Raw genomic sequence first — 3,664 nt, forward strand, 5'->3', positions numbered from 1 at the left:
AGATGCCCGACCTCAACGCCAACGACCTGGACGCCGCCGAGAAGATCATCGCCGGCACCGCCCGCTCCATGGGCGTCACGGTCGAGGGCTGAGCCAACGGCAAGGACCCCAAGGCGAAGAACGGCAAGGCTCCCCTCGCCGAGATCGTCCTGCTCGGCGGCAAGCCCCGCGACAAGGCGTACAAGGCCGCGATCGAGCGTGCCGTCGCCGTGTCCGAGGAGCTCAACCGCTCCCGCGACCTGATCAACACCCCGCCGAACGACCTGAACCCCGAGTCGTTCGCCGCGATCGCCCAGGCCGCGGCCAAGGAACACGGCATCAAGATCCAGGTGCTCGACGAGAAGGCCCTGGCCAAGGGCGGCTACGGCGGCATCCTCGGTGTCGGCTCCGGCTCCGCGGCCACCCCGCGCCTGGTCAAGCTGTCGTACACCTCCTCCAAGGCGAAGAAGCACCTCGCCTTCGTCGGCAAGGGCATCACCTACGACTCGGGCGGCATCTCGCTGAAGCCGGCCGGTCACAACGAGACGATGAAGTGCGACATGGCCGGCGCGGCCTCGGTGTTCGCCGCGGTCGTGGCCGCCGCGCGTCTCGGCCTGGAGGTCAACGTCACCGGCTGGCTCGCCCTGGCCGAGAACATGCCCTCCGGGTCCGCGACCCGTCCGGGTGACGTGCTGCGGATGTACAGCGGCAAGACGGTGGAGGTGCTCAACACCGACGCCGAGGGCCGACTGGTGCTGGCCGACGCGCTGTGGGCGGCGTCGCAGGAGAAGCCCGACGCGATCGTGGACGTGGCGACGCTGACCGGGGCGATGGTGCTGGCGCTGGGCAACCGGACGTTCGGGATCATGGGCAACGATGACGCGTTCCGCGCCGCGCTGTGCGAGGCCGCCGAGGAGGTCGGGGAGCCGGCGTGGCCGATGCCGCTGCCGGAGCACCTGCGCAAGGGGATGGACTCGGCCACGGCCGACATCGCGAACATGGGTGAGCGGATGGGCGGCGGACTGGTCGCCGGTCTGTTCCTGCGCGAGTTCGTGGGCGAGGGCATCACCTGGGCGCACCTGGACATCGCCGGGCCGGCCTTCAACGAGGGCGGGCCGTTCGGGTACACGCCGAAGGGCGGCACGGGGACGGCTGTGCGGACGCTGGTGCGGCTGGCCGAGCTGACGGCTGCGGGCGATCTGGGCTGAGCCCCGTCTGAGAGCCCGGTCTCGCCTGTTGTGTGGCGAGTGCGGGGGCGTGGGGGCTGTTCATGCAGTTCCCCGCGCCCCTTGGGTCGGCCGCCCTCGCGTCCGCGCGGCGGAGCCGCAGATCAGACACAGCCCCGCGCCCCTGTGCGGCGCCTCCGCGTGTGGCTCATCTGAACGTGGGGCGTCTCACACCGCAGCCCGGCGTCTCCTTGTGTGCTGACAAGTGCGAAGATGGGGCTCGGCAGGACAGGGCCCCACCGAAGGGCCGAAGAACGAGCGGCCGGACACCAGCCGCCTGCCGGTCACTGAAGACCGGCTCACGGCGCACATGCATGGAGGACGTGACGTGGCGAACGACGCCAGCACCGTTTTCGACCTAGTGATCCTCGGCGGTGGCAGCGGTGGTTACGCCGCGGCCCTGCGCGGGGCGCAGCTGGGCCTGGACGTCGCCCTGATCGAGAAGGACAAGGTCGGCGGCACCTGCCTGCACCGGGGATGCATCCCCACCAAGGCCCTGCTGCACGCGGGTGAGATCGCCGACCAGGCCCGCGAGAGCGAGCAGTTCGGTGTGAAGGCCTCCTTCGAGGGCATCGACATCGCCGGGGTCCACAAGTACAAGGACGGCGTGGTCGCGGGCCTGTACAAGGGCCTGCAGGGGCTCGTAGCCTCCCGGAAGGTGACGTACATCGAGGGTGAGGGCCGGCTGTCCTCCCCCACGTCCGTCGACGTGAACGGCCGCCGCGTCGAGGGCCGCCACATCCTGCTCGCGACCGGCTCCGTGCCGAAGTCGCTGCCCGGCCTGGACATCGACGGCAATCGGATCATCTCCTCCGACCACGCCCTCGTCCTGGACCGCGTGCCGAAGTCCGCGATCATCCTGGGCGGCGGTGTCATCGGCGTCGAGTTCGCCTCCGCGTGGAAGTCCTTCGGCACCGAGGTCACGATCGTCGAGGGCCTGAAGCACCTCGTCCCGGTCGAGGACGAGAACTCCTCCAAGCTGCTGGAGCGCTCGTTCCGCAAGCGCGGCATCAAGTTCAACCTGGGCACCTTCTTCCAGAAGGCCGAGTACACCCAGGACGGCGTCAAGGTCACCCTCGCCGACGGCAAGGAGTTCGAGGCCGAGATCCTGCTGGTGGCCATCGGCCGCGGCCCGGTCTCCCAGGGCCTGGGCTACGAGGAGCAGGGCGTCGCCATGGACCGCGGCTACGTCCTGGTCGACGAGTACATGCGCACGAACGTGCCGACCGTCTCCGCCGTCGGTGACCTCGTCCCGACCCTCCAGCTCGCGCACGTCGGCTTCGCCGAGGGCATCCTGGTGGCGGAGCGCCTGGCCGGTCTGAAGACCGTTCCGATCGACTACGACGGTGTCCCGCGGGTGACGTACTGCCACCCGGAGGTCGCCTCCGTCGGTATCACCGAGGCCAAGGCCAAGGAGATCTACGGCGCGGACAAGGTCGTCGCTCTGAAGTACAACCTCGCGGGCAACGGCAGGAGCAAGATCCTGGGCACCGCGGGCGAGATCAAGCTCGTCCAGGTCAAGGACGGTGCCGTCGTCGGCGTCCACATGGTCGGCGACCGCATGGGCGAGCAGGTCGGCGAAGCCCAGCTGATCTACAACTGGGAGGCGCTGCCCGCCGAGGTCGCGCAGCTCATCCACGCCCACCCGACCCAGAGCGAGGCGCTCGGCGAGGCCCACCTGGCCCTGGCCGGCAAGCCCCTCCACGCGCACGACTGACCCCTCGGTCGGCAAACGCGACGACACAGACTTCCGCACTTTCCGTAAGGAGCAACCGAAACCATGGCGGTTTCCGTAACCCTTCCGGCGCTCGGCGAGAGCGTCACCGAGGGCACTGTCACCCGCTGGCTGAAGGCCGAGGGCGAGCGCGTCGAGGCCGACGAGCCGCTGCTCGAGGTGTCGACCGACAAGGTCGACACCGAGATTCCTTCGCCCGCCGCCGGTGTCCTGGCCTCCATCAAGGTCGCCGAGGACGAGACGGTCGAGGTCGGCGCCGAGCTGGCCCTGATCGACGACGGCAGCGGCGCGCCCGCCGCCGCCCCGGCCCCCGCCGCGGAGCAGGTCGCCGAACCGGCCCCCGAGCCGGCTCCGGCCGCCCCGTCCACCGAGCAGGCCGCCCCGGCGCCCGCTCCCACCGCCGACGCCGCTGCCGGCGGCGGCTCCGCCGAGGGCACGGACGTGGTCCTGCCCGCGCTCGGCGAGTCCGTCACCGAGGGCACCGTCACCCGCTGGCTGAAGTCGGTCGGTGACAGCGTCGAGGCCGACGAGCCGCTGCTCGAGGTCTCCACCGACAAGGTCGACACCGAGATCCCGGCGCCCACCTCGGGCACGCTGCTGGAGATCGTGGTCGGCGAGGACGAGACCGCCGAGGTCGGCGCCAAGCTCGCCGTCATCGGTGTCGCGGGTGCGGCTCCGGCCGCCGCCCCGGCGCAGGAGGCCCCGGCGGCCCCGGCCCAGCCCG

At 70.9% G+C, this 3,664-nt stretch carries 2 protein-coding genes and 2 pseudogenes; all 4 read left to right on the top strand.

The features are described 5' to 3' along the window. Positions 1-92: pseudogene (locus tag ABZ281_RS42260) on the top strand (50S ribosomal protein L11); the annotation flags it as partial. 9 nt (positions 93-101) lie between these two features. Further along, a pseudogene (locus ABZ281_RS42265) lies at positions 102-1,187 on the top strand (leucyl aminopeptidase); the annotation flags it as partial. Positions 1,188-1,533: 346 nt separating this feature from the next. Continuing rightward, positions 1,534-2,922 (top strand): dihydrolipoyl dehydrogenase, encoded by a 1,389-nt coding sequence (lpdA, locus tag ABZ281_RS42270; RefSeq protein ID WP_356663315.1) that lies wholly within the window; start codon positions 1,534-1,536, stop codon positions 2,920-2,922. A 63-nt stretch (positions 2,923-2,985) separates the two neighbouring features. After that, positions 2,986-3,664, top strand: a 679-nt coding sequence (locus ABZ281_RS42275; protein WP_356663317.1) for a biotin/lipoyl-containing protein, incomplete at its 3' end; no start/stop codon positions are given.

Source organism: Streptomyces sp. NPDC006265 (assembly GCF_040613555.1).
Taxonomy (GTDB): domain Bacteria; phylum Actinomycetota; class Actinomycetes; order Streptomycetales; family Streptomycetaceae; genus Streptomyces.